Origin of the sequence: Streptomyces sp. NPDC050164, from assembly GCF_044459945.1 — a bacterium.
Taxonomy (GTDB): Bacteria; Actinomycetota; Actinomycetes; order Streptomycetales; family Streptomycetaceae; genus Streptomyces; species Streptomyces coeruleorubidus_A.
This window is the reverse complement of the sequence record NZ_JBITJK010000028.1, coordinates 99,227-124,211: the sequence shown is the minus strand read 5'-3', so window position 1 is coordinate 124,211 and position 24,985 is coordinate 99,227. Positions and strand designations below refer to the sequence as shown.

Annotated in this window: 17 protein-coding genes and 1 pseudogene; 11 read left to right on the top strand and 7 right to left on the bottom strand. The window is 71.6% G+C overall.

From position 1 onward, the window contains the following. Positions 1 to 157: pseudogene (locus ACIBNA_RS30565) on the top strand (IS630 family transposase); the annotation flags it as partial. Here the strand turns inward: ACIBNA_RS30565 and ACIBNA_RS30560 are convergent. Then, the gene (locus tag ACIBNA_RS30560) at positions 154 to 1,059 is read right to left on the bottom strand and encodes an SDR family oxidoreductase (RefSeq protein ID WP_399168406.1); all 906 of its coding nucleotides are present in this window, start codon (positions 1,057 to 1,059) and stop codon (positions 154 to 156) included. The pseudogene ACIBNA_RS30565 and the gene ACIBNA_RS30560 sit on opposite strands and share 4 nt — an antisense overlap. A gap of 210 nt (positions 1,060 to 1,269) precedes the next feature. On the opposite strand from ACIBNA_RS30560, the gene ACIBNA_RS30555 reads away from it, so the two are divergent. Continuing rightward, positions 1,270 to 2,565: an acetyl-CoA carboxylase biotin carboxylase subunit family protein gene (locus ACIBNA_RS30555; protein WP_399168405.1), complete on the top strand. Its 1,296-nt coding sequence runs from the start codon at positions 1,270 to 1,272 to the stop codon at positions 2,563 to 2,565. 48 nt (positions 2,566 to 2,613) lie between these two features. Next, entirely contained in the window at positions 2,614 to 4,656 is a 2,043-nt protein-coding gene (locus tag ACIBNA_RS30550) for a CocE/NonD family hydrolase (RefSeq protein WP_399168404.1), read from the top strand. Positions 4,657 to 4,933: 277 nt separating this feature from the next. Here ACIBNA_RS30550 and ACIBNA_RS30545 read toward each other — a convergent pair whose 3' ends face one another. Further along, positions 4,934 to 5,188 (bottom strand): MarR family winged helix-turn-helix transcriptional regulator, encoded by a 255-nt coding sequence (locus ACIBNA_RS30545; protein ID WP_399168403.1) that lies wholly within the window; start codon positions 5,186 to 5,188, stop codon positions 4,934 to 4,936. Positions 5,189 to 5,202: 14 nt separating this feature from the next. Between ACIBNA_RS30545 and ACIBNA_RS30540 the strand changes: the two genes are divergently transcribed. After that, the gene (locus tag ACIBNA_RS30540; RefSeq protein ID WP_399168402.1) at positions 5,203 to 5,595 is read left to right on the top strand and encodes a hypothetical protein; all 393 of its coding nucleotides are present in this window, start codon (positions 5,203 to 5,205) and stop codon (positions 5,593 to 5,595) included. Here the strand turns inward: ACIBNA_RS30540 and ACIBNA_RS30535 are convergent. Genes ACIBNA_RS30535 through ACIBNA_RS30525 form a run of 3 tightly spaced genes read right to left on the bottom strand, consistent with a single transcriptional unit; the run spans position 5,592 to position 8,702 of the window. After that, positions 5,592 to 6,221 carry a chorismate mutase gene (locus tag ACIBNA_RS30535; RefSeq protein ID WP_399168401.1) on the bottom strand — a complete coding sequence of 210 codons (630 nt, stop codon included), beginning with the start codon at positions 6,219 to 6,221 and terminating at the stop codon, positions 5,592 to 5,594. The genes ACIBNA_RS30540 and ACIBNA_RS30535 overlap by 4 nt on opposite strands. Positions 6,222 to 6,274: 53 nt before the next feature. Next, entirely contained in the window at positions 6,275 to 7,669 is a 1,395-nt protein-coding gene (locus ACIBNA_RS30530; protein ID WP_399168399.1) for a M20 family metallopeptidase, read from the bottom strand. Then, a complete protein-coding gene (locus tag ACIBNA_RS30525) occupies positions 7,656 to 8,702 on the bottom strand; it encodes an Lrp/AsnC family transcriptional regulator (protein WP_399168398.1) in 1,047 nt (348 codons plus the stop codon). Before ACIBNA_RS30525 ends, ACIBNA_RS30530 begins: the two co-directional genes overlap by 14 nt. A 112-nt stretch (positions 8,703 to 8,814) precedes the next feature. On the opposite strand from ACIBNA_RS30525, the gene ACIBNA_RS30520 reads away from it, so the two are divergent. The 6 genes from ACIBNA_RS30520 to ACIBNA_RS30495 all read left to right on the top strand — a co-directional run bounded on the left by ACIBNA_RS30520 (position 8,815) and on the right by ACIBNA_RS30495 (position 20,612). Further along, a complete protein-coding gene (locus ACIBNA_RS30520; protein ID WP_399168397.1) occupies positions 8,815 to 10,389 on the top strand; it encodes an AbgT family transporter in 1,575 nt (524 codons plus the stop codon). Positions 10,390 to 10,427: 38 nt separating this feature from the next. Further along, on the top strand, positions 10,428 to 11,582 hold the full coding sequence (locus ACIBNA_RS30515; protein ID WP_399168396.1) for a M20 family metallopeptidase: 1,155 nt from the start codon (positions 10,428 to 10,430) through the stop codon (positions 11,580 to 11,582). Positions 11,583 to 11,810: 228 nt separating this feature from the next. Beyond that, positions 11,811 to 14,732 carry a glycosyl hydrolase 115 family protein gene (locus ACIBNA_RS30510; protein ID WP_399168395.1) on the top strand — a complete coding sequence of 974 codons (2,922 nt, stop codon included), beginning with the start codon at positions 11,811 to 11,813 and terminating at the stop codon, positions 14,730 to 14,732. Between the two features lie 296 nt (positions 14,733 to 15,028). After that, the gene (locus ACIBNA_RS30505; RefSeq protein ID WP_399168394.1) at positions 15,029 to 16,504 is read left to right on the top strand and encodes a cytochrome P450; all 1,476 of its coding nucleotides are present in this window, start codon (positions 15,029 to 15,031) and stop codon (positions 16,502 to 16,504) included. Continuing rightward, positions 16,488 to 17,495: a (-)-alpha-amorphene synthase gene (locus tag ACIBNA_RS30500; RefSeq protein ID WP_399168393.1), complete on the top strand. Its 1,008-nt coding sequence runs from the start codon at positions 16,488 to 16,490 to the stop codon at positions 17,493 to 17,495. Before ACIBNA_RS30505 ends, ACIBNA_RS30500 begins: the two co-directional genes overlap by 17 nt. A 207-nt stretch (positions 17,496 to 17,702) precedes the next feature. Beyond that, positions 17,703 to 20,612 (top strand): ATP-binding protein, encoded by a 2,910-nt coding sequence (locus ACIBNA_RS30495; protein ID WP_399168392.1) that lies wholly within the window; start codon positions 17,703 to 17,705, stop codon positions 20,610 to 20,612. Between the two features lie 308 nt (positions 20,613 to 20,920). Here ACIBNA_RS30495 and ACIBNA_RS30490 read toward each other — a convergent pair whose 3' ends face one another. Then, entirely contained in the window at positions 20,921 to 21,130 is a 210-nt protein-coding gene (locus ACIBNA_RS30490; RefSeq protein ID WP_399168391.1) for a hypothetical protein, read from the bottom strand. A 250-nt stretch (positions 21,131 to 21,380) separates the two neighbouring features. Here ACIBNA_RS30490 and ACIBNA_RS30485 point away from each other — a divergent pair, with 250 nt between their 5' ends. Further along, positions 21,381 to 23,369 (top strand): GDSL-type esterase/lipase family protein, encoded by a 1,989-nt coding sequence (locus ACIBNA_RS30485; protein WP_399168390.1) that lies wholly within the window; start codon positions 21,381 to 21,383, stop codon positions 23,367 to 23,369. 18 nt (positions 23,370 to 23,387) lie between these two features. Here ACIBNA_RS30485 and ACIBNA_RS30480 read toward each other — a convergent pair whose 3' ends face one another. Further along, the gene (locus tag ACIBNA_RS30480; protein WP_399168409.1) at positions 23,388 to 24,869 is read right to left on the bottom strand and encodes an MFS transporter; all 1,482 of its coding nucleotides are present in this window, start codon (positions 24,867 to 24,869) and stop codon (positions 23,388 to 23,390) included. Positions 24,870 to 24,985 lie beyond the last annotated feature (116 nt).

The window sequence follows — 24,985 nt, the reverse complement described above, 5'->3', positions numbered from 1 at the left end:
CGTCCACCGCTCCGTCCAAGCCCTGGAACGCGACATCCGCGCCTGGCTCGCCGACTGGAACGAACACCCCAGGCCGTTCATCTGGACCAAGACCGCCGACGAGATCCTCGACAAAGTAGCCGCCTACTGCCGACGAATCTCCGACTCAGGTCACTAGCGGGTGTCGACGATGCCGCCGGTCACCGCGATGACCTCGCCGACCGTGTAGCTGGAGTCGGCGTCGGAGGCGAGGTAGACGTACGTCGGTGCGATCTCCTCCGGCTGGGCCGCGCGTTCGACGGGGGCCTCGCTGCCGATGTGGGCGAGTCCGTCCGGCGGCATGTGCTGGTCCGCCTCGTTGAGCGGCGTCCAGGTCGGGCCCGGCGCGACGACGTTCGCGCGCACGCCGCGCTTGGCCAGGTGCACGGAGACTGACTTGGTCAGGGTGATCAGCGCGGCCTTGGACGCCGCGTAGTCGATCATCGTCGTACTGCCCTTGAGCGCCTCTTCGGTCGCGGTGGCGATGACCGCGTCGCCGGGCTCCAGGTGAGGCAGCGCCGCCATGAGCAGGTGGAAGTACGCGTAGACGTTCGTCTTGAACGTCCGGTCGAAGTCCTCGGCGGTCAACTGGTCGAGTTCGAGCTTGCTGTTGAGGTACGCGGCGTTGCTCACCAGGATGTTCAGCCCGCCGAGCTCCGCCGCCGTCCGCTCGACGGCCTCTCGGCAGAACTCCGGGTCGGTGAGGTCGCCGGGCAGCAGCAGGCAGCGCCGGCCCTGCTCCTCCACCTCACGCCGGACCCGGTCCGCGTCCACCTGCTCCTCGGGCAGATACACGAGGGCGACGTCGGCGCCCTCCCGCGCGTACAGCAGCGCCACCGCTCGTCCGATACCGGAGTCGCCGCCGGTGATCAGCGCGGCCTTTCCTTCCAGCTTCCCGCTGGCCCGGTAGCGGCTCGCCCGATAGCGCGGCCGGGTGTGCATGTCGGCCTCGAGGCCGGGCCGCTGCTGCTTGTCGGAGTCGTAGGGCGGGTCGGGCTCGGACACGACCTGCGGTGCGGACCGTTCCTGCTCGGGCTGCACGGGCTTTCCTTTCGCCGGTGTTGTGCATGGCGCGGCCGTTCACCTCGGTCACGCCGTTTCTTCCCCGCACCGCGTGCCCACATCGGCGGCAGGCATGTTCCCCGTTGTCGCCCGGCCGACGCCGCGCCGACCGGCATGGCCGCACCCGCAAGGGGTACTCAGTCGATCTTGGAAGGCCCGGCCGGCGGGCCTGCTGTCGGAAGGAGATCCGTGTCTGACGAGACGGTGAAGAACGTCTTCGTGATCGGGCTCGACGAGGCCAATCTGCCGACGCTGCGGGCGGTTCCCGGAGCTGACCGGCTGCGCTTTCACCAACTGCTGACCGTGGAGGAACTCCAGGTCGGCGAGGTGCACCTGCCCACGCTGTTCGACAAGGCCCGTGCGGTGCTGGACGCCTTCGACGGCAGCATCGACGCGATCGTCGGCTACTGGGACTTCCCGGTCAGCACCCTCGTGCCGATGCTGAGCGAACGCTACGGCACGCGGAGCACCAGCCTGGAGTCGGTGGTCAAGTGCGAGCACAAGTACTGGAGCCGTCTTGAGCAGCAGAAGGCGACCGACCGGCACCCGGGCTTCGACAGGGTCGACCTGTCGGCCGAGCCGCCTCGCCCGCCCGAGAAGGTGACCTTCCCGATGTGGGTCAAGCCCGCGCTCTCCTACTCGTCCGAACTCGCCTTCGGAGTCGATGACGAGGAGGAGTTCCGCAAGGCCGTCACCGAGATCCGCGAGGGCATCTCCCGCATCGGCCGCCCCTTCGAGCACATCCTCGAACGCATCGACCTGCCCCCGGAGATGGACGGCGTCGGCGGCCGGGTCTGTCTGGCGGAGGAGGCCATGTCCGGCGTCCAGGTCGCCGTCGAGGGCTACGCCCGCCAGGGCGAGGTGACCATCTACGGAGTCCTGGACTCCATCCAGTACCCGGACTCCCCCTGCTTCCTGCGCCACCAGTACCCCTCGACGCTGCCGCCGGCGGTCATCGCGGAGCTCCACGACGTCTCGGAGCGGGTGATGCGGCAGATCGGAATGGACTCGGCCACCTTCAGCATCGAGTACTTCTACGACCCGCGGACGCAGTCGATCAACCTGCTGGAGATCAACCCCCGGCACTCCCAGTCGCACGCGGAGCTGTTCCAGTACGTCGACGGCGTCCCCAACCACCACTGCATGGTCAGCCTCGCGCTCGGCGAGGACCCGCGCATGCCGCACCGCGAGGGCCCGTACGCGATGGCGGCGAAGTGGTACCACCGCTGGTTCACCGACGGCGTGGTGCGCCGGGTACCAGGGCCCGAGGAGATCGCCCGCATCGAGCGGGAGACACCGGGCGTGCGCATCGAGGTGGTCCCCGAGGAGGGCACGCGGCTCTCGGAACTGCCCGGACAGGACAGCTACAGCTACGAGTTGGCGCACATCTTCACCGGCGGGGCGGACGAGGAGGAGCTGCGGGAGAAGTTCGACCACTGCGTGGCCGCCCTCGGCCTCGCCTTCGACGAACCCCCGCCGGAGTGAAGCCCCGCCGGAGTGAACCCCCACGAGAGTAAGGAGCACGTGGGTTCCATGCGTTACGTGACCAACCTGCCCTACGCCACGAAGGAAGAAGAGCACGTCACGATCCCGATGTCCGACGGGGTCCGGCTCTCCGCGCACATCTGGCGTCCCACCTCGTCGGACCACGAGCCGGTGCCCGCGGTGCTGGAGTACATCCCGTACCGCAAGCGCGACCTGACGGCCGTACGCGACTCGATCCACCACCCGTACCTCGCCGGACACGGCTACGCCTGTGTCCGCGTCGACCTGCGCGGCACCGGCGACTCGGAGGGCGTGCTGCGCGACGAGTACCTGGAACGGGAGCAGGCGGACGCGGAGGAGGTCCTGGCATGGCTGACGGAGCAGCCCTGGTGTGACGGCGGCACGGGCATGATGGGCATCTCCTGGGGCGCGTTCGCGGCGCTGCAGGTGGCGGCCCGCAGGCCGCCGGGCCTTAAGGCCATCGCCATCGCCTCCTTCACCGACGACCGGCACGCCGACGACATGCACTACATGGGCGGTGCCCTGCTGTCGGACAACCTGGCCGAGGCGGGCACGATGTTCGCCTACGGCACCTGCCCGCCCGACCCGGCCGTGGTCGGCGACCGCTGGCGCGAGATGTGGCACGAACGGCTGGAGCACACCGAGCCCTGGGTCCTCCCATGGCTGCGCCACCAGCGCCGCGACGACTACTGGCGGCACGCCTCGGTGTGCGAGGACTACAGCAGCGTGCGCTGCCCGGTCCTGGCCTCCAGCGGCTGGGCGGACGGCTACTCCAACGCCGTGACCCGGCTGCTCGGCCACCTGGACGTGCCCCGCAAGGGGCTGATCGGCCCCTGGTCGCACAAGTTCCCCCACCTCGGGGAGCCCGGCCCCGCCATCGGCTACCTCCAAGAGCTCGTACGGTGGTGGGACCACTGGCTCAAGGGCCTCGACAACGGCGTCATGGACGGACCCATGCTGCAAGCGTGGATGCAGGACAGCGTGCCGCCCTCCACCGCGTACGAGGAGCGGCCGGGACGCTGGGTCGGCGAGCCGGACTGGCCCTCCCCGCACATCCGGCAGGCCGTTCATCCGCTCACCCGGCACACGATCGGACCCCCGCGGGAGGCGGCGGGCGACGGGAACGCCCCCGACGGCGACGCGATGACCGTGCAGTCGCCCCTGTCCGTGGGCCAGTTCGCGGGCAAGTGGGCCTCCTACAACGCGCCCCCGGACCTGCCGTACGACCAGCGCGAGGAGGACGGCGGTTCCCTCGTCTTCGACAGCGAGCCGCTGACCGAGCCGTTGGAGATCCTCGGCTCACCGACCGTGGAACTCGACCTGTCGGTCAGCGAACCGGTCGCCCTGGTGGCCGCGCGGCTGTCCGACGTGAGCCCGGACGGCTCCGCGACCCGTGTCTCGTACGGCATCCTGAACCTCACCCGCCGCGACAGCACGGAGTCCCCCGAGCAGCTGGAGCCGGGCCGCCGCTACCGCGCCACCGTCCCGCTGAACGGGGTGGCCCAGGCGTTCCCGCCGGGCCACCGCATCCGGCTCTCCCTCTCCACGTCCTACTGGCCGCTGGCCTGGCCACCGCCCAAGCCCGCCCTGCTGAGCGTCCACGAGCACTCCAGCACGCTCACCCTGCCGGTGCGGCCGGTGGAGGAGCCGGACGAGGTGCCGGCGTCCCCCTTCGGCGAACCCGAGGGCACTCCCCCGCTCGCCACGAGCCAGGTGACGCCCCCCGAGGAGCGCTGGGAGGTCAAGCGGGACCTGGTCGGGTACCACGCCGAGCTGGACATCGTGAAGGACCGGGGCACGGTCCGCTTCGAGGACATCAACCTGGAAGCCGGGCGCCGCGCCCACGAGCGCTACACGGCGGTCGCCGACGACTTCACCTCGGCCAGCGGCGAGTCCACGTGGACCATGCGGTTCCAGCGGGACGACTGGGACGTGCGGGTGGTGACGCGCACTCAGCTGCGGTGTGATGACACGGACTTCTTCGTGGACGCGACCCTCGACGCCTACGAGGCCGACCGCCGGGTGTTCTCCCGCACCTGGAACGAGCGGGTACCGCGCGACCTGCTGTAGCGGGGCCCGTTCGACCGGGAGGGGCCCCGGCTCCCGGTGCGACACTGCGCGGCGGTGTCCCCGAGCGAGGTATGGCGTGTGGGGGTGCGCGCCGGAACGGCCGCGATGGTGGCGACAGCCGTGTCCCGTCTGCTGGGAGCATGCTCCGGCGGTGGCGGTGGCGGTGGCGGTGGCGGCGACGGCAAAGCCACCGTGCACTCGCCGCGGGCCGGGTCGGCGCATGGGAGATCAGCCCCGCCTCCCCGGACAGCCACACCGGGAGTGACGGGCACCGGGACTACTTCTTCCGCTCCCGCGAGCGACCCGCCGGAGGGCGGCCGTCGAGAGGGCTCTCGGTGTGCGCGACGAAGTCGTCGAGGAGCCGGCGGAGGAACAGGGCGAGCTGCCGCAGTTCCCCGGGTGACCAGGCCGACAGCGCCATCTCCATGCCCCGGCGGCGGACCTCCCGTATGCGGTCGACCGCGTCCAGGCCGGCCTCGGTGAGCTGAACGCGCTGGGCGCGCCGGCCGTCCGGGTCGGGGACGCGGGTCACCCGGCACCGTCGTCGTGCCCGCCGCCCCGGCGGTCCCGGTGCCCGGCCATGTCGGTGACGAACTGGGCGCGGACCTCGGGGTGTCGGACCCGGCTGTCGTGTCACACGCCGTCGTCGCGAACGGCGCGGTCGTCGCGGCCTACGCCACCCGCACGGGGATTTGGCCTCATCGCGCCGGACGACGACGGGGAGGACGACGGTTCGCTCAGCGGGGCGCGACAGCGGACTACACCGACACGTACCACGGCCACTTCGCGCGGCTCGTACCGGACGAGCAGGTGGTCGAGGTGCTCGCGTTCGAGGCCGTCGACCCCGCGCTGGGCGGCACGATGCCCCTGACGACGACACTCGCCGATGCCGAGGGCACCTGGCACCGACGTCCTCGTGGTCCACGAGGACACCCCTAGGGCGTGCACACCGACGGCAGCGCCCGCCCCAGCCCCTTCAGGTGGAGCGCGTCGAGCCGGTGGGTGTACGCGGACCAGCCGGCGGCCGTGGCCAGGCGCGGGCCGCACGACGGCAGGGCCCGGGCCCGTTCCGTGTCGTCGAGCGCGGCCAGCAGCTGTGTGGTGATGCGGTCGAGGGCCGGGCGGACCTCCTTGGCCAGGTCCGGCCGTTCGGTGGGGCGCTCGCCGGGGTTCGCGTCCCAGCGGGCGTACAGGCCCCGCTGCACCAGCTTGTTCGCCTCCATCTGGTCCCGGAACACGGCGGCCACGGCGTCCGGGGCGAGGCCGAGGCCGGCCGCCCGGGCACGGACGTCGTCCAGGATCCGCGCCTCGCGCTCCGGGTCGTCGATCGGCGTGTCCGTGCCGTACTTGGCGGCGGCGACCTTGTCGGCCAACAGCAGCCGCTGGGCGAGCAGTTCGGTCACCGGCGCCAGGCCCGAGGTCGTGCCGTGCGTGGCGGCCGTGTGACGTACGGGGGCGGGCCGCTCCGCGGCGGTGGCCGGGCCCGCCGTCCCAACGGCCAGAGTGGCCGCGGCCGTCAGGGTGCTGAGGAGGGTGAGGGCGGACCGGAGACGTCGTGGGCGCACAGGGGTGTCCTTCCGTGGGGGCGAAGCGCCGGACCGCAGCGCTGTCCCGCAACCTACCGATCGCCCCCGGCGCGTGGTTCACCGAGGTCCCAGAACAGGCCCGCCATGATGCGCAGCCCTTCGCGGGCCACCGACCCCAACAGGTGTTCGTCAGGGGCGTGTTGGGAGCAGGAGGGGTGGGAGTGCGGGATCCACACGGTGGGCAGGCCGAGGATGTCCGCGAAGGCGTCGTTGGGGAGGGTGCCGCCGAGGTTCGGCAGGACGGCCGGTTCCTTGCCCGTGGTGTGCCGCAGGGAGTCCACGGCCCGGCGGACCCAGGGGTCGTCCGGGCTGAGGCGGGTCGCGGGGACGGCCTGGAGCACCTCGACGTCGACCATGGACAGGCCGTGGGCGTCGAGGTGGTCGCGGACGATGCGTTCGAGGTCGCGCCAGGGCGTGCCGACGACGAAGCGGAGCTGGACGTCGGCGTGGGCGGTGCCGGGGATGGCCCCGACGGGCTTGGCGGGATCCCCGGCTGCCAGGGTGAGGACCTCCAGGGTGTTCCAGCCGAAGACGCGTTCGGCCGGGGTGAGCCCCGGCTCTCCCCAGTCGGTGTCCACCTCCGGGTCGCCGTCCCCGCCGCCCACGGTGAGGTCCGCCAGGGCGGCCGCGACGGGCTCGGGCAGCGCCGGCGGCCGCAGTCCCTCCACCAGGATGCGGCCCCGGGAGTCGACCAGGGTGGCCAGAGCGCCGGCGAGGACCGTGGCCGGGTTGCGCAGGGCGCCGCCCCAGTTGCCCGAGTGGTGGGCGCCCTCGCGCAGGGCCACGCGCAGGCGGAAGTTGGCGGCGCCCCGGGAGCCGAGGAACAGGGTGGGGCGGCCGGCCGCGAGGCGCGGACCGTCGGAGGCGATGAGCAGGTCGGCGGCCAGGTCGTCCGTCAGCCGGCGGCAGACCTCGTGCAGGCCCGGTGAGCCCGACTCCTCCCCCGTCTCCACGAGCACCTTCAGGTTGAAGCCGAGCCGGCCTCCCCGAGCGGCCAGGACCTGTTCGAGCGCGGCCAGGTTGACGGTGTGCTGGCCCTTGTTGTCGGCGGTGCCGCGCCCGTAGAGGCGGTCGCCCTCGACGACGAGTTCCCAGGGGGACAGTCCGGTGCGCCAGCGGCCGTCCTGGCCGGGGACGACGTCGCCGTGGCCGTAGACCAGGACGGTGGGCAGGCCGTCGGCCTCGTGCCGGTGGGCGAGCAGGAACGGTCCCGCGTCCGGCACCGGGTTGTCGACGATCCGTACGGTCGCGCCCAGGCGGCGTACGGCGGGGGCGAGTTCGTCGGCCAGATAGGCGCGCAGCGGGCCCGTGCCGTCGGGCGGCGGGCTCTGGGTCGGGAACGCGACCCGGCGCCGCAGGTCGGCGAGGAAGCCGCCGGAGTCGAAGTAGGCCTGCGCCAGGCCGATGGCGGTCTCACGTGTCGTCATGCCGTCCACTCCCGGTGTCCGTCGGGCCGGGTACGGCGGCCAGGCGGCCGTCCTCCCGGTCGAGCCAGTGCCGCCGCAGCGCCCGGAGCACGACGGAGACGTCGAAGGAGATCACCCCGTCAAGCTCCGCCAGGTCCCGGGTGAGGAACTCAGCGAGACCCTCCTCGTCACGGAAGACGCCCTGGTGGACGACCGAGAAGGTGCCCGCGTTGGTCGACACGTACCGGGCGGAGGAGTGCCGGGCGAGCGTCCGGGCCGCCTCGCGCACCCCGCCCGGTGACACGGTCAGGGCGACCACCGCCTCCAGGGCGTAGCCGAGCAGTGCGGGCTCGATCTCCACGCGGGGTCGGACCAGTCCGCGCTGGAGCAGCGACTGGGTGACGCGGTAGGCGGTGGACTGCCCGATGCCCAGTTCCCGGGACACCTGCGCGGCGGTCATCCGGCCGTCGGCGGCGAGCAGCCGCAGCGTGCGCAGTTCGTCACCGGTGGGGCGGGCGGGGCGGTCCGTGCCGCCCGGGTCCGTCTCGCGTTCCTCGGCGGTGTACGTGGCGAGCAGTTGGTGCTGGTCCTCCGTCAGGCGGGGCAGCCGCCAGGCGTCGGACTTGGTGTCGGCGCGCAGGACGAGTTCGGTCCGGGTGGAGCGTACGCCGGGGAGCGTGGCGATGCGCCGGGTGAGCAGGTCGCGGGCTTCGGCGCGGCGCGCGGGCTGGACGACGCAGTAGACGTCCGCCTGCCCGGCGGTGACCGCGACGTGGGCCGCTTCGGGCAGTTCGGCGAGCCGCCGGGCGACGTCGACGGTCCGTCCCGGCGCGGCGGACACCCACACGTGCCAGGGAGTGCCCTCGCCGGACACCGACAGGTCGACCTGGCCGATCACCCGCAGCAGCCGGTTCGACTCCAGCCGGGCCAGCCGCCGTCCCACGGTGCTCGCCGACACACCCAGCGCCTGGGCCAGCAGGCTGAGCGGGGCGCGCGGTGCGCGCTGGAGCGCGGCGACCAGGTCGAGGTCGTCGTCGTCCAGAGCGTTCTCCATGCGACCCATCCTCCACGGAATGAATCCGTCAACCAGCGACTTCACACGACCGATACGACCGCAACAACCTTTTTACTTGCATGATTTCATCAAGAGGGTCGTCAATAGGGATGTGACCACCGCCACTTCACCCCCGCCGCCCGACGCCCCCTCGAAGCAGCTCTCCCGACTGCTCGCCGTCCTCGGGCGCATCGAACGCCTCGGCAACAAACTCCCCCACCCCTTCTGGCTGTTCGGTGTGCTCAGCGTCGTCCTGGCGCTGGTCAGCTGGCTCCTGTCGGCCACCGGGGCCTCCGCGCTGAACCCCGCCACCGGCAAGACGGTGGGGGTGCGCAGCCTCGTCTCGGGCGAGGGGCTGCGGATGATGATCTCCGACGCGGTGACCAACTACGCCACGTTCCCGCCGCTGGGCACGATCCTCGTGGTCATGCTGGGCGTGGCGGTCGCCGACCGGTCGGGGCTGCTGCCCGCGATGCTGCGGGCGGCCGTCGCCCGGGTCCCGGCCCGGTGGCTGACGTTCACGCTCGCCTTCACCGCCATGGTCGCGCACGTCGCGTCCGACGCGGCCTACGTGGTGCTGGTGCCGCTGGGCGCGATGGCGTTCCGGGCGGTGGGGCGCAGTCCGATGCTCGGTGCCGTGGTGGCGTTCGTGTCGGTGTCCGCCGGCTACGACGCGAGCCCGCTGGTCACACCGACGGACGCGATCCTGGCCGGGCTCACGACGGCCGCCGCGCACACGGTGGACCCCTCGTACGTGGTCAACCCGCTGTCCAACTACTTCTTCTCCGTGGCCTCCTCGGTCCTCCTGGCCCTCGTCGTCACCGTCGTCACGGAGAAGGTCATCGCCCGGCGGGTGGCGGCGATGCCCGAGGAACCGGAGCCAAAGGACGCTCCCGAGGCCGCCGGTACGGAAGCCGGGGGACTGACGCTGCGCCCGGAGGAGCGCAGAGGGCTGCGCAACGCGGGTCTCGCGCTGCTGGCGTACGCCGCGCTGGTCGTGGCGGCGATGGCCCCGGCCGGATCTCCGCTGCGCGGCGAGGGCGGCAGCATCGTGCAGTCGCCGGTGCTCACCGGCATCGCGGTCGTGCTGGCGGTGGCGTTCCTGATCGTGGGCGCCGTGTACGGGCGCACGGTCGGGACCGTGACGACGGGCCGGGACATCCCCGACCAGATGGCGAAGGGCCTGCGCGAGATGGCGCCGATCCTGGTGCTGTTCTTCGCCATCTCCCAGTTCCTGGCGTACTTCAAGTGGACCGGCGTCGGCGAGGTCCTGGCGATCCGGGGCGCCGGCCTGCTGAAGTCGGCGGGCATCACGGGACCGGTCGCGTTCCTCGGAGTCCTGCTCGTCTGCACGGTGATCAACCTGCTCGTCACCAGCGGCTCCGCCCAATGGGCCCTGGTCTCCCCGGTGTTCGTGCCGATGTTCATGCTGCTCGACATCCCGCCCGAGGTGACCCAGGCGGTGTACCGCATCGCCGACTCGTGCACCAACGCGGCGACCCCGATGAGCGCCTACTTCGTGATGACCCTGGGTGTCGTCCAGCGCTACCGGCGCTCGGCCGGCATCGGCACGCTGCTGTCGCTGACCCTGCCGCTGTGCCTGGTCATGCTGGCGGCCTGGACGCTGCTGTTCTACGCCTGGTGGGCGCTGGGCATTCCCCTGGGCCCCGGGGTGCCCGTCCGCTGACCGTCCGGCCGCTTTCGTACGTACGAGGAGGACCGCCCATGTCCCTGACCCGTGTCGAGTCGCTGGCCCGGAGCGCCCTGCCGGAGATGACCGGCGACCTGCGGACGCTGGTCGAGCTGGAAACCCCCAGCGACGACAAGGAGTTGCTGGCCGCAGGGCTCGCCGCCGTCGAGACCTGGACCCACCACAGGCTCGGCCCGCCGGACGAGTCGCGGCGGTACGACGGCGGTGCGCACGGCGACATGCTGGAGCTGCTGTACCGGGGCACGTCGCCGGCGGTGGTGCTGGTCCTGTGCCACTACGACACGGTGTGGCCGGCCGGCACGCTCGCCGAGTGGCCCTTCCGGGTGAGCGAGGACGGGCGGGCCACCGGACCGGGCGCGTTCGACATGAAGTGCGGCCTGGTGCAGGCGGTGTGGGCGCTGCGGCTGCTGCGGGAACTGGACCTGCCGCGCCCGTCGGTGCGGCTGTTCCTGAACGGCGACGAGGAGATCGGCAGCCCCGCCTCCCGGCCGGTGATCGAGCAGCTGAGCGAGGACGCGACGGCCACGCTCGTGTGCGAGGCGTCGGCCGGGCCGGAGGGGGCGCTGAAGACGTCCCGCAAGGGTGTCGGCCTGTTCGAGGTGACGGTGGAGGGCGTGGAGGCACACGCGGGCCTCGATCCGTACCGGGGTGCCAGCGCCGTGCACGCCCTCGCCGAACTGGTCACCCGCATCGCCGGGCTGGGCTCCCGGGAGCGGGGCACGACGGTCAACGTCGGGCTGATCAGCGGCGGCACCGGCCGCAACGTCGTCGCCGGCCGGGCGAGCTGCGGCATCGACGTCCGGATCCCCGACCCCGCCGAAGCGGCCCGCATCGACGCCGCACTGGCCTCCCTCGCGCCCTGCGACCCCCGGGTCCGGGTCTCGGTCACCGGCGGCTGGAACCGTCCCCCGATGGTGCCGACGCCCGCCTCCCGGCTCCTGTTCAAGCAGGCACACGCGGCGGCGGAGGAGCTGGGGTGGCCCCTGCGGGAGACGGCCGTCGGCGGGGCGAGCGACGGCAACTTCGTCTCCGCGCTCGGCCGTCCCGTCCTCGACGGCCTGGGCGCGGTGGGCGACGGCGCCCACGCACGGCACGAGCACGTCCTGCTGGACCATGTCCCGCCGCGCACGGCGCTGCTGGCGGGGCTGCTCATGGCCGGGGCGGCATAGCCACGGACGCCTCACCGACCTCTGGACGCCCTCACGCGGGCTCGCCTATGGTGCGCTGGCAAGCGCTTTCTGGCCTGCTCATGCCAATCCCACGTGCGCGCAGCCCCGCCGACGGCCCGGACGAGGAACCGACGCGGGTCTGACGCGGAAAGGCAGTGTCCCGTGCCGCACAACGAGCCCCACAGACCGTCACACCCGTCATGGACCCGCAAGTCGTTCTTACGGGGAATGGCAGCCGTCGGCGCCGCCCCCCTGCTCCCCGCCGCCGTACTCCCCACCGCCACCGCCGAGGCCGCCCCCTCGGCGCGAGGGGACTTCCCGCTGCTCCGGAACGGCACCCCCGCGGACGTGTTCGTGGACGCGGCGGACGACCCCGCCGTGATCCGCGCGGCCGGTGACCTCGTGGCGGACGTGGAGCGGGTCGGCGGCGTCAGACCACGGCTGCTGCACTCCGTGCCCCGGCAGGCCGAACTCCTGGTCGTGGTGGGGACGATCGGCGCGAGCCCGGTGATCGACCGGCTCGTCCGGAACAGGCGCCTGGACGTCTCCCGGGTCCAGGGCCGCTGGGAGGCGTCCGTCACCCAGGTCGTGGACCGTCCGCTGCCCGGCGTGGACCGCGCCCTGGTCATCGCGGGCAGCGACCGGCGCGGCACGGTCTACGGCATCTACGACACCTCGGAACGCATCGGCGTCTCGCCCTGGTACTGGTGGGCCGACGTCCCGGTGGTCCGCCGCGACACGGTGACGGTCCCGGCGGGCCCCTTCGTACGCCACGAGCCCGCCGTCCGCTACCGCGGCATCTTCATCAACGACGAGCAGAACCTCACCACCTGGTCCCACCGCACCCAGGAGCCGGACAAGAACATCGGCCCCCGCACCTACGAGCGGGTCTTCGAGCTGCTGCTCCGCCTCAAGGCCAACTACCTCTGGCCCGCGATGCACCCGTACTCCGACTTCTTCAACAAGCACCGCGAGAACCCGGAACTGGCCGACCGCTACGGCATCGTGGTCGGCTCCAGCCACCCCGAGGCCATGCTGCGCAACGGCGTGCACGAGTGGGAGCCGTGGGCCGCGGACCACCGGAACCCCGACGGCACCCTGCCGCTCTACGACTACACGGTGAACCCGGCCGTCATCTCCGACTACTGGCGGGCGCGGGCCCGGCAGAACGCCGGCTACGAGAGCAGCTGGACGATCGGCATGCGCGGCCTGCACGACTCCGCGCTGGAGACGAAGTACGCCACCACGATCCCGGAGAAGGTCGCGGTGATGAACGACATCATCACCGACCAGCGCCGCATCCTGGCCGAGGAGGTGGGCGAGGCGGCCGAGCCGCAGATCTTCATCCCGTACAAGGAGGTCCTGGAGCTGTACAACGCGGGCGTCCAGGTCCCCGAGGACGTCACGCTGATCTGGCCGGACGACAACCACGGCAACATGCGCCAGCTCCCGAACGAGGCGGAGCGCCACCGCTCCGGCGGCAACGGCATCTACTACCACCTCTCCTACTGGGGCCGCCCCAGGAGCTATCTGTGGCTGGACACCACGCAGTTGAGCAAGGTGTGGCAGGAGCTGCGCCGGGTCCACGACCACCAGGCCGACCGGATGTGGATCTTCAACGTCGGTGACATCAAGTCGATCGAGACGGGGCTGTCCTTCTGCCTGGACATGGCGTGGGACGTGGACCGCTGGGGCCCGGACGACGTCGAGGACTTCCTGGTGGAATGGGCCGGGCGCCAGTTCGGCCGGCGCCACGGATCGGAGATCGCCGCCATCCGCACGGAGTACTACCGCCTGGCGGCGGAGCGGCGCCCGGAGTTCATCGACAAGGCGATCTTCTCGACGGTGCACCACGGCGACGAGGCGGGCCGCCGGCTGGCCGCCTACGAGCGGTTGCTGGACCGGGTGCGGAAGCTGGGCGCGAAGCTGCCCGAGCCCTACCGCGACGCCTTCTACGAGCTGGTCGAATACCCGGTGCACGGCGCTTACTTGATGAACCTGAAGTACTACTGGGCGGACCGCAACGCGCTCGCCGTCCGTCAGGGGCACGGCGCGGGCGCCAACCGCTTCGCGGACCTGGCCGAGGCCGCGCACGCCGAGGAGCAGGCGATCACCCGCCGCTACAACTCGGAGATCGCGGGCGGCAAATGGGACGGCATCGTCAACCCCTACCCCTCCCAGATCCCGAAGGCCCCGGGCCGTCCGGCCGTCACGCGGGTGCCCCGCCGGGAGACCTCGGGCCTGGGGCTGGCCGCGGAGGGCAACGAAACGGGAGCGGGCCGGCCGCTCTCCTTCTCCTCCTACACCCGCGACCGCCGCTTCGTGGACGTCTTCAACACCGGTTTCCTGCCACTGGAGTGGCAGGCCGAGCCGAGTCACCCGTGGATCCGGCTGAGCACGGCGGGCGGCGGACTCACCGACCAGACACGGGTATGGGTGGAGATCGACTGGCCGCGGACACCGGAGGGCACCCACCACCCCACGCTGACCTTCACCGGCGCCGGCGCGACCGCCGAGGTACCCCTGCGGGTGGTCAATGACGGCGAACGGGCCCGGCAACGCGCCCGCGGTTTCGTCGAGGCCCACGGCTACGTGTCGATCGACGCCGCGCACTTCGACCGTCAGGTGGCGCGGGGCGGGGCCCGGTGGCGGGTCGTACGCGGCCTGGGACGCCGTACGGCCGCCGTCGAGGCGGTCCCGACGACCGCACCGCCGATCACCGAGGACCTCCCCACCCGGTCACCGGAGCTGCGCTACCGGGTGCGCTTCACCAGCACCGGCACCTTCCCGGTGACCGTCTTCCGGCTGCCCTCCCTCGACGAGCGGGGCAAGCGCCGACTGGCGATCGCCCTCGACGACCAGCCGCCGACACTCCTGTCCGGCCAGGCGATCGCCACCGGCAACCGGGGGGACGCCTGGGCCCGCAACGTCGAGGAGGGCATCGAGAAGCTGACGGCCCGGGTGACCGTCGCGGAGCCCGGGGAGCATGTGCTGCGGGTGTTCATGACCGACGCCGCGATCGCCGTGGACCAGATCGTCATCGACACGGGCGGCCTGCCCGCGAGCTATCTCGCGCCGCCGGAGAGCTACCACCGCGTCTTCAATCCCGGCCCCGCCGTCGCACCGGGCGCGGAGGCACCGGACCAATAGGCCAGTCACCGGCAGGCGCTTGGCACGGCCATCATGTCCATGTCAGGCGTGTCATGACTGCCGCGTCCTTCAGAAGTGCTGACGGGAACACGGATTTCTGCGCGCACAGAAAATCAATAAGGGGGCACATGTAGCAACCGTGATTCGCTCGACGCCCCTCCGTGCATCCGTGCGCCCCTACGGAGAAAGGATTCGGCGAGCCGTCGGCAGATTCCACTGGGCAGGACATGAGGCGAGCATCAAGTCGGTGCGACCGCACCGAGATCCCGTGTGCCAACTGAGGCAGGTGGTATTCGATGAGCGGCTCCGTCCCCGGACCAGCCCGAGATTGGACAGTGGGCACTGCTCCAGGCATATTCCCATTCATCGGCCACGGTATCGACTTGGTCCGTCGGCCGCTGGCTTTTCTGAATTCTTTGCCCGGACACGGGGATCTGGTCGAGTTACGCCTGGGTCCGCAGCGTGCCTGGATGGCGTGTCACCCGGACTTGGTCTCACAGGTGCTCAGGGACCCGCGCACGTTCGACAAGGGCGGCCCCCTCTACGACAGATTGCGGATGCTGCTGGGGGACGGCGTCGGCACCTGCCGGCATCAGGATCACCGGCGCCAGCGCAGGCTGCTCCAGCCCGAGTTCCGCAAGGCCCGCGTCGCCGACCAGGTGCGCCTGATGGGCGACGAAGTCGAGTCGGTGTGCCGCGCATGGCGGGCCGGGCAACTGGTCGACATCAGCGCGGCCATGCTTGACCTGTCCACACGCGTGGTCAGCCGCGTCCTCTTCTCCGACTCGCTCGACACCGCGACGGCCGCCGAGATGCGCGGGTGCCTGGCCATCGTGGTCCGCGGCATGTTCGTCCGGACGGTGATGCCGGTCGACGCCCTGTTCCGCGTTCCCACGCCGGCGAACCGGCGTTACCGGCATGCTTCCGAGCGCCTGCGCGCGATCGTCGACGCGGCCATCGCCCAGCGCCGGCAAGGCACTCCCCGCGACGACCTGCTGGGGACCCTGCTGGCGGCCACGCGGGCCGACGGCGGGGGGACGGCGATCACCGATCAGGAAGTCCACGGCCAGGTGATGACGCTGATGTTCGCCGGCGCCGAGAGCACCGCCCTGTGCCTCTCCTCCGCCCTGGAGCTACTGGGGCGGCATCCCGAGGAGGAACGCCGCCTGCACTCCGAAGTCGACGCCGTGCTCGCTTCAGGCCAGCCGCCCGGCCCCGACGAGCTGCCACGCCTCGTCCACACCCGGTGCGTCCTCACCGAGACCCTCCGCCACCGCCCGCCCGGCTGGCTCTTCACCCGCGTCACCACGCGGGAGACGGAGCTCGCCGGGCACCGTCTCCCGCAGGGCGCCACCGTCATGTTCAGCCCGTACCTCCTGCACCACGACCCCGCCCTGTTCCCCGACCCCGATCGCTTCCTCCCCGACCGCTGGCTACCCGGGCAGGCCGTCGCGGTCCCGCCCGGAGCGATGATTCCCTTCGGTGCGGGCAGCCGGAAATGCATCGGAGAGACACTCGCGCTGACGGAGGCCACGGTGGCCGTCGCGTTCATCGCCCGTCACTGGCGGCTGCGTCATCTGCCCGGCTACACCGAACGACTGCGCCCCGCGGCCTCGTTGGGGCCGAGGGGACTGGTGATGATCAGCCAACCGCGAGCGAGGCGGCCGGTGGGCACACCGCCTCGGGCGGATTCCCGCGCACCCGGGCCAACTGTCGTGCCCGTCGTCCCCGACTCCGGAACGGCAGGTGGCAATGATGTCCGCGACGCATGAGGAAATCACGCTTGCCGCGCAAAGCGGAATTCCGGTCGTCGATCTGAGGGAACTGATCGACGCAAACCTCTACATGCCCTTCCCTTTCCAGCAAAATCCCCACGCGTCCGAAGCGGCGGCAGGCGTCGAGGAATGGCTGAGCACCTGGGGGCTGACCGATGACCCGGCGGTGGCGGCCATGATCTCCTATACGCGCCCCGCCGAACTCGCGGCCTACAACAGTCCGACCATGGATTCCGGGCTCCTCCAGATCATGGCCAACCAGATCGCCTACCAGTTCATCTTCGACGACCGCGCGGAGGACATCGGCCGGCACACGCCGGGCCGGCTGCTGCCCATGCTGTGCGAGAGCATCGCGATCCTGCGGGACGACGGGCCGCCCACCACCCCGCTCGGGGCCGCCCTGGCCGACCTCCATCGACAGGTGCAGCGGCGGTGCACACCCGCTCAGGCCGCACGATGGGCCTGGAACAGCCGTGAGTACGTGCACGGCCTGCTGTACGAAGCGGTGGCCCAGACCCACCCCGTCCCGGTGGGAAGCGGGCTGTGCCGGTCCGTACGCTCCCTCATCGCGGGCGTCGAGCCGTTCTACCCGCTGTGCGAGGCCGCGCAGCCGTGCGAACTGACCCCGGAGGAGATCCATCACCCCGTCATGCGACGCCTGAGCCGGCTGTCGGCCGACGCTGCGGTGTGGATTCCCGACCTCTTCTCCGCGGTGAAGGAACAGCGGGCGGGCGGCGTGATCAACCTGGCCCTCGCCTACCAGCGGACACACCGGTGCTCCCTGCCGGTGGCCGTCACGCTCGCCACACGGCACATCAACAACACGATCCGCGAGTTCGAGGAGCTCTACGGTGAGCTCAGGCCGGAGTTGACCCCGTCCGGCATCGGCTACGTGGAGGGCATGGCCGGCTGGATCCGCGGTTGCTACTTCTGGTCCCGGACCGTGCCGCGGTACGCGGACACGATGGCGGCACCCGCGGTGCTCTGATCCGCTGCCCGACCGGTCGTTTCCCCCAGAGAGGTCCCGAGAAGGGCGGAAACGCAGCAGATTACCCGAACGACTGAGACCCGAACCGCTTCCGCGGAAAGTTCACCCTCTCTGTCGACCTCCTGTTCCTACCCGGCCAAGGGGCGTGCACGAGGGCGTACGCTCGCCCCGTCCGGCGGGGAGCAACGACAGGAAGCGGTAGACCACATGGCCCATGGGCTGCGGCAACCGAGCATCGAAGACCGGCCTCTACTCGAACGCGACGAGGAACTCCAGGCCGTCGACCACGCGTTGGAGGGGCTCCGTGACACCGTCGACGGCCTGCCCCAGGTACCGCGCGGCGGGCTCCTCGCCTTCACCGGCGAGGCCGGGCTGGGCAAGACGACACTCATCGCGGCGGTGCGCGCCCGCGCCGCCGCCCTGGGGTTCACGGTGTTCTCCGGCAAGGGCGGCGAGAGCGAGCGGGGGATGGCGTTCCGCGTCGTGCGCCAGGCCATGCAGCCCATCCTGGCCAGGATGAGCGAGACGGAGCGTCGGGATTTCCTGGGCAGCTGGTACGACATCGTCGGCGCCGCGCTCGGTCTCGAGGCGACCGACCCCGCCCGGATGCCGGACCCGACCGGAGTGCGCGACGGCCTCGACTGGGTCATGACGCGCCTGACGATGCTGAACTCGCCTGTCGTTCTGCTCCTGGACGACCTGCACTGGGCCGATGCCGAATCCCTGGACTGGCTCGCCTCCTTCGCGCCCCGGGTCGCGAACCTCCCGCTGCTGATCGTCGTCGGCTACCGACCCGACGAACTTCCGTCCGACGCGACCTCTTTCCGTACGCTCGTCGAACACCACGAGCAGCGCCCGCACGTGCTGGCCCCGCTCGGCGAGGCCGGTGTGGCGCGGATCATCAGGGACGAAGTGGGTGAGGAAGCCGAGGACGAGTTCTGCGGCGCGTGCTGGACTGCCACCGGCGGAAGCCCCTTCGAGGCCGTCGAACTGGCCATCAGGCTCCGTGAACGGAAGGTGAAAGGCACCCAGGACGAAGTGCCCGAGATGCAGGACCTCGCCGCGGCGGTCAAGGGCCCCGGCCTGGTCGAGCGCCTCAAACGGCTCGGTCCGGGCACCATCCGCTTCGCGTGGGCCGGCGCTGTCCTGGGTGGGACCTTCTCACCGGAGGTCGCCGCCGACCTCGCGGTGCTCGGCAGCGAGGAGGCCGTCGAGGCGGCCGAGAAGCTGCGCGCCCGCCGCATCCTCGCGGACGCCGACGAGCCCCCGGGCAGCCTGGAGTTCGTCCACCCACAGATCGCCACGACCATCTACCGCGACATCCCTCCGGGCCTGCGGGTCGGCATGCACAACGCGGCCGCCCATGCCGCCCAGACGGTCGGGTCCGACCCCACCGTCGCCGCCCGGCACCTGCTGGAGGTTCCCTGCGACGGCCGGCCCGAGGCGGTCGCGTGCCTGCGCGCCGCCGCGCGTGAGTACCTCCGCGCCGGGGCCCCGGAGGCCGCCCGGCGCGTGCTGACCCGGGCGCTGCGGGAACCACCCCCTGCCGAGGACCGCGCCGCCCTTCTCCACGAGCTGGCCTGCTCGACCTTCCTGATCGAGCCCACGGCCACAGTCAGCCACCTCCGGCAGGCGCTGAGGGAGCCGGGACTCGACCCCGACCTGCGCGCCTCCATCGCCTACCGGCTGACCCAGGCGCTGGCCCACACCGACCGGCTGACCGAGGCCGCGACCGTGGCCGCCGACGAGGCGCGGCGCGCCACCAATGCGCGCGTCAAACTGCGCATGCAGGCCGATCACTTCGTATGGAGCGCGTTCCGCGCCGACGAGCCCGACTCCGCCGCCCGCTCACGCCGACTGGCGCGGCTGGCGGACAAGCTGCCCGGCCGGGGCCTGGAGGAGCGCTACATCCTCGGTCTGCGGGCATGGGACGCCCTCGTGCGCGGCGAGCCGCGGCGGACCGCCCTCGGGTATGCCGAGGAGGCCCTCCGCGGCGGGATGAGCTGGACCGACGAGAACCGCGGCTTCGAGGTGCCCGTCGCGGTCGCCCTGCTGTTCATGTACTGCGACCAGCCACGGCGGGCCGAGGAGCTCTTCGCCGAGGGAATGGCCGAGTGCGAGCACATGGGGTGGCGCGGCTCCCATCTGGCGCAGGGCCAGACGCTCCTGGGCTATATCCGCTACCGCCGGGGCTGCCTGCCCGAGGCGGAAGAACTCGTCCGGGCGGGGCTGCACACCGCCGAGCGCGTGGAAGGAGCGGTGCCCGCCCAGTGGTTCGCCATCGGCATTCTCATCCAGACCCTGCTGGCCCGGGGGCGGACCGGCGACGCGCGCCGGCTCGCCGACAGCTACCACTACGGCGACGTGGTGCCCAACGCCGTCATCTTCCCGGATCCCCGCACGGTGTACGCCGACCTGCTCCTGGCGGAGGGGCGACTCCCTCAGGCGGCGCGGCTGTTGTCCAAGGTCGGGGACTGGCTGGAGGCGCGGGACTGGCGCAACCCCGCGTGGTGCCCCTGGCAGCTCGGACTGGCCTCGGCACTCGCCCGCACCGCCCCTGACGAGGCGGTCGGCCATGCCGAGGACGCCGTCAAGCGGGCCCGGGACTTCGGCGCGGCGTCCGCGATCGGCCGGGCACTGCATGTCCAGGCGGAGGTGACGGGCGGGCAGGCGGCACTCGATCTGCACACGCAGGCCGTCGACCATCTGGAGCAGTCGCCCGCCGCGTACGAACTGGCCCGTGCCCTGGTGGGCCACGGCGCCGCGCTGGCCCGTAACGGCCATCTGCACGACGCCGCCGACCGGCTCTACCAGGGCCTGGAGGGCGCGGTGCACTGCGGTGCCGAGGGTCTGGCCGCCCGGGCCAGGCGGGAGCTCTCCGCCGCGGGACTACGCCCGCTGCCCCTGCGCTACCCGCAGACGGACATGCTGACGGCCCAGGAGTGCAAGGCCGCCGAGATGACGGCCCTGGGCCACCCGGCATCGGTGGTCGCGAAGGACCTGCGGCTCACCGAGCAGGGCGTACGGCAACTGCTGTCCTCCGTGTACCGAAAACTCGGCACGGACGCATCCGGCCTCCCCGACGCCCTGTCGAACCGCTCCCGACACGGGCGGTAGCGCCAGTTCCCCCACCGCTGCCTCGAGTTGTGCTGCGCCCGATGCCCCATCGACTCCCACAACCTCCGCAGCTGCTCGGTGAACAACGCCTCCATGCCGCGCAGCGAGTCGTGCGGCCGGGAAGTGATGATCAGCGGCAGGCCCTCCTCGCTGGCCCGGCGGAAGGCCAGCCGGATGATGGTGTCGCGTTCCTCCGTCAGGTCCTCGGCAGAAGCGTTCGAAGGCCGGCTCGCGGAAGTCGAGGTTCGCGTCGGCGGCGCGCAGCCGCAGCGGCACGGGCACCGCCCCGCGCTCCGCGAGCCGCTGCGTCAGCAGCACGGAGCAGAGCTGTCCCGCAGGTCCTCCATGAGCACGGCGCAGAGCTGGTCGCGGCCCACGACCCGGCCGAAGATGCCGCCCGCGCTCTCCACGAGTTCGTGGGGTTCCTGGCGAGCCTTGCGCAGGTAGGACCGCCGCCAGGTCCTGGTCCGGTCGTAGCCCTGCCGCATCAGCCGGCGTCGGTGCAGCGCGCGGCGCACGCCGAGCCCGTCGCGGAGCGTCCGCCCGAGCAGTCGCGGAAGTCCCCCTCCTTCGGGTCGCGGAGCGGCAGGACCCTGGGAAGCCTTCGGGGATCCGCCACCCGGCCGTACACCGTCGCACCGGATCACGCGGGACCGCACGCTCAACTTCCGTCCATGCCCAATCACTTGACGCTGAACCGTTTCACTGGTTCCCTCGAAAGGCTGCTCATGGGAGCGCTCCCAACCGCCCCACGTGAAAGGGAACCCCGTGCAGACCTCCCCCCACCCCTCCCCCAGACGCACCCTGCCCGCTCTCCTCACCGCCGTGCTGCTCGCCTGCCTGCTGTCCCTGGCGGGCGGCTCTCCCGCGCAGGCCGCGGCGGGGGACGGCTCGGTGTCCGATCCCAACATCACGTATGTCGGACGCTGGGACACCTCTTCCGGGACCGCGGCCGTGCCCAACTGGACCGGCGCCTACCTTCAGACCGGCTTCACCGGCACCACGGTGAAGGTCAAGGCCAGGAACGCGGTCAACTTCTACGCCAGCATCGACGGCGGCCCGGACGTCTTCCACGCCGGGGTGCGCGGCACGGTGAACCTCACTCCCCGGCCGCTCTCCCCCGGCACCCACACGCTGCGCCTGTCCTACCGCTCCGGTGACACCGTCTTCCAGGGTCTGGTCCTGGACTCCGGTGCGCGGACCGTCGCCGCCGGCGCCCCGCCCGGGCTGGTCGAGTTCGTCGGCGACTCCATCACCGCGGGAGCCCTCACCGACCGGCTGGCGCTGGACTCGTACGCCTGGAAGACCGGGGAGCGGCTGGGCATGCGGCACACCCAGATCGCCCGGTCCGGGTACTGCCTGGTCGCGCAGTCGGGGTGCACCGGTCTGAGCGGGCAGTTCTTCAAGACGGCCAGCACCGGCGGTGCGGACTGGGACTTCTCCCGGTACCGGGCCGACGCGGTCGTCATCAACCTCGGCACCAACGACATCGGGCGCGGCGTGTCCGGCGCCGCCTTCCAGTCGGCTTACACCACGTTCCTGCGGGACGTGCGCGCCAAGTACCCCACGGCGCACCTCTTCGCGGTGCAGACGCTGAAGAAGCGCTACGTCACCGAGACCAGGGCCGCCGTGAGCGCCCGCAACGGCGCCGGTGACGCCCGTGTCCACTATGTCGACACCTCGGGCTGGCTCACCGACGGCACCCACTACGAGGACGGCAACGGGCATCCGAACGAGGCGGGTCACACCAAGTTCGCCGAGCGGCTGGCCCCGGTCATCACCGCCCGGCTCGGCAGCGGCGCCACGGTGAAGGCAGCGGCTCCGGGGCAGCCCGGCGACCCGAACATCAAGTTCGTCGGCCGCTGGGACACCAGCAGCTCCACCACCGCCTACACCCCGTACTGGGCGGGCGCCTACTACCGGGTCGGCTTCACCGGCAGGACGGTCAAGCTGAAGCAGCGGGGCACGATCGACCTGTGGGCGCGGATCGACAACGGGCCGGTGAAGTTCTACGACGACGTCAAGGGGACGGTGAACCTGACCCCGACGGCCCTCGCCGCCGGCAACCACACGCTCCAGGTCAACTACCAGGTGGTCGCCGGTTCCTACCGGGGTGACGCGGTGTTCCAGGGGCTGGTCCTCGACAGCGGCGCGACGACCTTCGCACCACCGGCCCCGGCCAAACTGGTCGAGTTCGTCGGCGACTCGATCACCGTGGGCACGACGACCTCGCAGAACGCCCGTACCGCGTACGGCTGGCTGATCGGGGAGCGGCTGGGCGTCGAGCACACGCAGATCGCGCAGGGCGGGGCGTGCCTGGTGGCCGCGGCGGACGGATGTGTGGGTCTTGAGCGGCAGTTCACCAAGCTCAACCCGAACGCCGCGACGCCCGACTGGAACTTCTCCCGCTACCGGGCCGACGCGGTCGTCATCAACCTCGGCACCAACGACGTCGGGCACGGGGTGAGTTCCACGCAGTTCCAGTCGGCGTACAGCAGTCTGCTGCGCAAGGTCCGTGCGGCGTATCCGCAGGCGTGGATCTTCGCGCTGGAGACGTTCCGCGGGCGGTACGTCCCGCAGACCGAGGCCGCCGTGAAGGCCGCCGTGAACGGCGGGGACACGCGGGTCTCCTTCGTCGACACGACCGGCTGGCTGGGCTCGGGCGATCTGACGGACTCGGTGCATCCCAACGACCGGGGGCACCGGGTCATCGCCGACCGGCTGGCGCCGGTCATCGCCGCGAGGATCGGGGGGTAGCGGGCTCGGGGGCGGGCCTCACATCGGGCCGGGGCCCGCCCCACCCTTGAGGCGTTCCAGGTCGGATGGGCGGACCTGGATGACGATCAGGGCGATCAGCGCGGCGACGGCGGTGAAGATCGCCGCCATGATGAAGGCGGCCGAGACGCCGGAGGTGAGGATCTCGTCGGACCAGGGTTTCGGCAGTTGCCCGGTGCGTTCGAAGCGCAGGCGCTCGGCAGGGGTCGCCTGTTGAAGGAAGAGCGGGATCTGCTTCTCGGCCTCGTTGGTGCTGGCCGTGCCGTACATGGTGACCAGGATGGACAGGCCGAGGGAGCCGCCGACCTGCTGGGTGGCGTTGAGCAGCCCGGAGGCCGCGCCGGTCTCCCGGGTGGAGACGTTGGAGAGCGCCATGAGGGTGAGCGAGACGAACTCCATGCCCATGCCCAGGCTGAAGACGAGCATCGGCCCGAGGACGCTGCCCGCGTAGGTGGAGTGGACGTCGGTCAGGGTGAGCCACGCCAGTCCGGCCGCGGCCAGAAGCGCGCCCACCACCATGAACGGCTTGGGGCCGTACGTGGGCAGGAACCGCGAGGCCAGCCCGGCGCCGATCGCGATGACCGCGCTGACCGGCAGGAAGGCGAGCCCGGCCCGCAACGGGCTGAAGTCCAGCACGTTCTGCACGAAGAGCGTCAGGAAGAAGAACATGCCGAAGATCGCGGCGGCCAGGCACAGCATGATGCCGTACGTGCCCGCGCGGTTGCGGTCGGCGAACATGTGCAGCGGCGTGATGGGCTGTCTGGAGCGCCGCTCGATCAGGATGAAGCCCGCCAGGACGACGACCGCCGCGGCGAACGAGGCGAGGGTGAGGGCGTCGCGCCAGCCGTCCTGCGCGGCTCTGATGAACCCGTAGACGAGCAGCACCATGCCCACGGTGGAGGTCAGCGCGCCGGTGATGTCGAAGTGCCCCGGGTGCCGTTCGGACTCCCTGATCCAGCGGGGAGTGGCGAGGGCGATGAGCAGCCCGATCGGGACGTTGACGAAGAGCACCCACCGCCAGTTCAGCCATTCGACGAGCACCCCGCCCGCCAGCAGCCCGATCGCGCCGCCGCCCGCGGAGACCGCGGCGAACACCCCGAAGGCCCGGTTGCGTTCAGGTCCTTCACGGAAGGTCGTGCTGACCAGCGAGAGGGCGGTCGGGGACGCGATGGCGCCGCCGACGCCCTGCAGGGCGCGTGCGGCGAGGAGTTGGCCGGCGTTCTGGGCGAGCCCGCCGAGCAGGGAGGCGAGCACGAAGAGCAGCACGCCGAAGATGAAGACGCGCCGCCTGCCCAGGATGTCGCCGACCCGGCCGCCGAGCAGCAGCAGTCCGCCGAAGGTGAGGGTGTAGGCGTTCACCACCCAGGACAGGCTGGTGGTGGAGAAGTCCAGGGAGCGCTGGATCTGCGGCAGCGCGATGTTCACGATCGTGATGTCGAGGACCACCATCAGCTGGCACGAGGCGATGACCAGAAGCGCCATCGCATTTCCGCCACCACCGGATTCGCTGGTGGTGGTCGCCTGTGGTGAAGCCGGCTGCGGGCTGCTGCCTGCGGTGTCCACCGTTCGACGGTACGCCCGCGTCCTGGGCCTCACCA

What these genes read in the sequence shown, in the direction of transcription:
- ACIBNA_RS30515 (WP_399168396.1), top strand. Translation starts at nt 10,428, where the DNA reads ATGTCCCTGACCCGTGTCGAGTCGCTGGCCCGGAGCGCCCTGCCGGAG.
- ACIBNA_RS30550 (WP_399168404.1), top strand. Translation starts at nt 2,614, where the DNA reads ATGCGTTACGTGACCAACCTGCCCTACGCCACGAAGGAAGAAGAGCAC.
- ACIBNA_RS30505 (WP_399168394.1), top strand. Translation starts at nt 15,029, where the DNA reads ATGAGCGGCTCCGTCCCCGGACCAGCCCGAGATTGGACAGTGGGCACT.
- ACIBNA_RS30510 (WP_399168395.1), top strand. Translation starts at nt 11,811, where the DNA reads ATGGCAGCCGTCGGCGCCGCCCCCCTGCTCCCCGCCGCCGTACTCCCC.
- ACIBNA_RS30530 (WP_399168399.1), bottom strand. Translation starts at nt 7,669, where the DNA reads ATGACGACACGTGAGACCGCCATCGGCCTGGCGCAGGCCTACTTCGAC.
- ACIBNA_RS30525 (WP_399168398.1), bottom strand. Translation starts at nt 8,702, where the DNA reads ATGGAGAACGCTCTGGACGACGACGACCTCGACCTGGTCGCCGCGCTC.
- ACIBNA_RS30495 (WP_399168392.1), top strand. Translation starts at nt 17,703, where the DNA reads ATGGCCCATGGGCTGCGGCAACCGAGCATCGAAGACCGGCCTCTACTC.
- ACIBNA_RS30480 (WP_399168409.1), bottom strand. Translation starts at nt 24,869, where the DNA reads ATGGCGCTTCTGGTCATCGCCTCGTGCCAGCTGATGGTGGTCCTCGAC.
- ACIBNA_RS30500 (WP_399168393.1), top strand. Translation starts at nt 16,488, where the DNA reads ATGTCCGCGACGCATGAGGAAATCACGCTTGCCGCGCAAAGCGGAATT.